General features: G+C 63.2%; 4 protein-coding genes. 1 reads left to right on the forward strand and 3 read right to left on the reverse strand.

Translation table 11 applies throughout. The features are described 5' to 3' along the window. The coding region (locus tag Q0629_RS02160; protein WP_298778348.1) for a hypothetical protein at nt 1-201 on the reverse strand (201 nt) is incomplete at its 3' end. Between the two features lie 157 nt (nt 202-358). On the opposite strand from Q0629_RS02160, the gene Q0629_RS02165 reads away from it, so the two are divergent. Next, nucleotides 359-742: a PilZ domain-containing protein gene (locus tag Q0629_RS02165; RefSeq protein WP_298778350.1), complete on the forward strand. Its 384-nt coding sequence runs from the start codon at nt 359-361 to the stop codon at nt 740-742. A gap of 45 nt (nt 743-787) precedes the next feature. Here the strand turns inward: Q0629_RS02165 and Q0629_RS02170 are convergent, their stop codons facing one another. Beyond that, a complete protein-coding gene (locus Q0629_RS02170; RefSeq protein ID WP_298778352.1) occupies nt 788-2,503 on the reverse strand; it encodes a DUF4153 domain-containing protein in 1,716 nt (571 codons plus the stop codon). Between the two features lie 6 nt (nt 2,504-2,509). Continuing rightward, nucleotides 2,510-3,298 (reverse strand): DUF2993 domain-containing protein, encoded by a 789-nt coding sequence (locus Q0629_RS02175; RefSeq protein WP_298778353.1) that lies wholly within the window; start codon nt 3,296-3,298, stop codon nt 2,510-2,512. Nucleotides 3,299-3,436: the final 138 nt, after the last annotated feature.

Consider the following 3,436-nt stretch of genomic DNA (forward strand, 5'->3'; position numbering starts at 1 on the left):
CGGCCGGCTGCCGTCGGGCAGGAGCTCGTCCGCAGAGCTCGTCCTCAAAGCTTCCTGGACCTCCGCAGGCGTTCCGGACTCGCAGAGCCTCCGCCAGTCCGTCGCCAGGGCGCGGGCGGGTGCGGCCGCCAGGAGCGCGAACAGCAGGGATGCAGCCAGAAGAAACGCCCAGCGTCCCCTCGCAAAAAGGGCAATTTTCACGTCAAAAGACCTCCTTACAACCATAAACGACAGGTTCTAGTCAGTGTTTCCTTTTTTTATCCCTTTTAATACACAATTCCCTTCAAACGTGATATGCTAATAAGGTATGCATCACGCGCAGCCAAATGGAGGGGTGCGTTTTGTGGAGGGATATTCATTGGAGCAGAACACGGCCGGCAAGGAAAAACGTCGCTGCACGAGAGTGAGATATCAATCTTCCGCGGAGTTTCAGCTGCCCCTTCGAGGGGACGCCTGGTTCGCTGCCGAGGTGCTGGACCTGAGCGTCACCGGCGTCCGGCTCCGCTTCAGCCCGCGTCAGACGGCGGGGGTCCTGAAGGACAGCGACGTCGAATGGCAGGACGTCCGCCTCAAGTTCAAGGACGTCGAGGAGGACCTCGTCCTGAACGGGCACTTCCTCATGGTCTACGACCGGGCGGACGGCCTCTTCACCACGGGGCTGGAGTTCACGGACGTCACCATGGAACAGCAGTTCAAGCTCGTGATGCTCTACGCACGGTATCGAAAGGACGCGGAACGGTAGCGCTCGACGGCGCAGTTCCGCGCCCTTTTTCGAGGCGCTTCCCCCTCACCTCAGGGGCAGGACCTGGTGTCGAACCCCGCCGAAATCGACGTCGCGGAACCGGGGCACCAAAACCTTAATGTCCAAAGAGGCAAGGGCCCTGGGCGATATGTCCTCCCCCTGGAAGAACCCCACCGGCCGCACGTCGTTCTGCTTGACCTTCAGAACGACCCCGATCCCCTTGAGGATCATCAACAGGTCCTCCCCCGCCTCCTCCGGGTCGTCCGTCACCCTCTGAAACACGAAGGCGACCTCCGTGCTGTGCCGAACGCTCCGCAGCATGGATTCCTCATCCTCCCAGATCTGAACCAGACAATCCTTCAGCGGCTTCGAGAGGCTGCGTCCCCGCGGGTAGACCCTCGCGTTGTTAAGGATCTCTCGCCGCTGCGACGCGGGGGCGACGCTGCTCTCCAGGTCCCGCAGGTACTCCTCCGGGTCCACGCCCATCGCGGCGACGATCCGCTTCCGGATCGAGTCGGCCCGCGGCCCACGGCTCTCCCTGAGGCGTTCCAGCGCGTAATTGCCGTACCGTCCCAGGCTGAAGCGCATGTAGAGATAATCGAAGTCCTCCGGAGCGATGCGCCCGCCCAGGAGCCGGTCGGCCTGGTTGTTTGCCGCCAGCCGATAGGGGTCCAGCAGGGGGGAGTTCATGGCCGCGACGAGAAGCGTCATCATCAGGGCCGCAGCGACGTTGACCCGCCCGATGGCGGAGGGCCACTGGCGCATGAGGACGGCCCCCGCGTAACCGACGCCCCATATCCCCGTCACCACCGCCAGGAACGCCGCCTGAATCCGGTCCACCGAGAGGCCGTACTGCTCCACCCGAAGCCCCAAGGAGTACAGGCAGATCACCGTGTAGAAGGGGAGGCACAGGAGGGATATTTGCGACAGCACGTTGACGCCCTTGCCGGTGAAGGGGCTCCGCGTTCCGTCCAGCCAGGCGGCGTTCGCCAGCAGGATCGTCCCCAGCTCCAGGAGCAGGATGAGGGAACTGGCCTGCCCCGTACTCCACAGCGTGCGCAGCCCCGAATAGGGCAGGCAGGCGATGAACACGACGGAGAGCAGGGAGAAGGGGGGCAGGAGCCAGGCCAGGATGGAGAGGATCCACCGCCCCAGGGAGTCGATGCCGGGATGCTTCAGCGCGACGAATATGGAAACGGCGATCGTGAGCGTGGAGAGTGGGGCGGCCACCATGGGGTGAAACAGGACGTAGGGGACGAAGTTCAGCCCCACGATGTCGAAGAGCAGGCTGGCCGTCAAGAGCAGCCCCCAGAAGACGGCCATGACGATGACGGCCTGAAAGAGCAGGAACAGGTTGCGGCACAGCTGAAAGAATATCTCCGAGTAGGGCACGCGCCAGCTCCACGTGGCGATGCGGCACTGAAAGAACGGGATCAGCAGGAAGACGGCCATGCAGGCCCGGATCACGTCCATCCTCTGAGAGGGGACGAGGAAAAAGCCGTCGTTCACCGGCCAGACGGACCACAGCCGGTAGGCGTAGAAGACGGCGAGCACGAGGGACAGCCCCATCAGAAAGCGCCGAAGCCGTCTGCCCCAGTGCTCCTGAGCCAGCCAGAAGACGAAGGGGACGATGACCACCAGCGTCAGCGGAACGCAGAGGAAGGGGCCGCTTCGGGTGACGGAATACGCCCCCAGCAGGAGGCCCTGAGCGAGCGCCGAAACGACGACCCAGAGGCAGCGCTTGCGGTCGATGCTGTTCATCGACGCCTACCGCGCGGTGTAGTGATAGGTGACGCCGCGCTCCATCGGCTCCGGCAGCACGCGGGTGGAGAGGATGGCACGGCCCTCCTCCAATTCGACCTTGTGCAGGCTCATCGGCAGGGGGAAGCGGTTGAGGTCCAGCAGAGGCTGAATCTGGGACAGGGCCTGATTCGTGATGTAGTCCGGCAGGTCGAGGCGATTGATCTTCACCTGCGGGTCCTTCAGCCACAGCTCCTTGTTCCCCACGATCTTGAGCCCGCTGTCGATCTCGATCAGAATGTCCAGCGTGACGAAGAGCACCTTCGCCATGTAGTAGCCCCGCCCCTTCAGCCCTTCCGGCGCGATGGTCATGGAGACCTGGCGCCAGTGGTCGTCCTCGCCGAAGGTCTTGGCCTCCAAGCTTCGGTTGATGTCATCCTGGAGGATGCGCCCATAGGCGTAGATTTGGAGTGCGCTCCTGCACTCCACGTCGCCCGACGCCCAATTCTCCGGCGCGTTGAACTGCACGTCCAGCATGCGGAACGTCAGCTTGTCCAGCCTCACGCCCTCGATCATGACGCCCGTCAGGTCCATGTACAGGTCCCGGTAGCGGCCTGAGGCGTCCGGCTCTCCGTCGATGGTCAGCGTGAGCTCCTCCGGCGTGAAGCGGTTGACGTAAAAGGCCAGGAGGCGCGACGTCGGGTCCTTCGGCTCAATCCCGCCCCTGAACTCGAAATCCGACGCGGCGGCCGCGCCCTCCCACGCGAAGCACAACAGCGCGAGCGCATAAAGCCACAATTTAAAAGACGCCTTCATGATCGACGACCCCCTCAAAGATTTACGGAATCGGACGTTTCATCCCCCTGTATTATAGACCATCGGGGACCATCAGACCTCGGGGCTGCAAAAGCTCCCCAAAAGCGATCGCCCCGCGGGGACAAGGCCAAAAGAGGC

Origin of the sequence: uncultured Fretibacterium sp. (assembly GCF_938030725.1) — a bacterium.
GTDB lineage: Bacteria > Synergistota > Synergistia > Synergistales > Aminobacteriaceae > Fretibacterium.